We start from the raw sequence: 503 nt of genomic DNA, 5'->3' as shown, positions 1-503 counted from the left end.
ATAAGCCTCTGAAAGAGCCTGGCATGCTGAGCACCGTCTATGACGGCATTATATCGACTATCAGATTTTATAATAAAGTAAAAAAAGTAAAAGTGTAATCTGCAATCGGGAACACACCAGAGAGGATAGGGGAAATTATGAGCCAATTCATTCATTTAACGATTCCCGCTAAAGCGGAATATATCGATATTGTTAGAGTTACATTATNTGAACAAATAGAAGATATGAAGGTAGCAGTAACGGAAGCGTGTACGAATGTCGTACTGCATGCGTATACCAATCAGCAGCAAGGGGTAGTTGATATTCGTTTCGAGCTTGAGGAAGAAGGAATTTCTATCCGAATAAAAGACAATGGAACGAGCTTTAAATACGAGCAGGCATTAAACAAGAATGCTTCGCATCACAATAAAGATTTAAGTGAAATAACGGCTGGAGGGCTTGGTCTCTTTATGATGCAGGCTCTAATGGATAAAGTGGAAGTGTTAACGGAGAAAGGTACGGAA

Annotated in this window: 1 protein-coding gene; it reads left to right on the top strand. The window is 39.4% G+C overall.

The features are described from left to right. Positions 1-137: 137 nt before the first annotated feature. Positions 138-503, top strand: a 366-nt coding sequence (locus FJQ58_RS00245; protein ID WP_139990472.1) for an ATP-binding protein, incomplete at its 3' end; no start/stop codon positions are given.

The organism is Paenibacillus paridis (genome assembly GCF_006345825.1).
In the GTDB taxonomy this organism is placed as follows: domain Bacteria; phylum Bacillota; class Bacilli; order Paenibacillales; family Paenibacillaceae; genus Pristimantibacillus; species Pristimantibacillus paridis.
The sequence above is the reverse complement of the archived record's forward strand: the minus strand, read 5'-3'. Positions and strand labels throughout refer to the sequence as shown.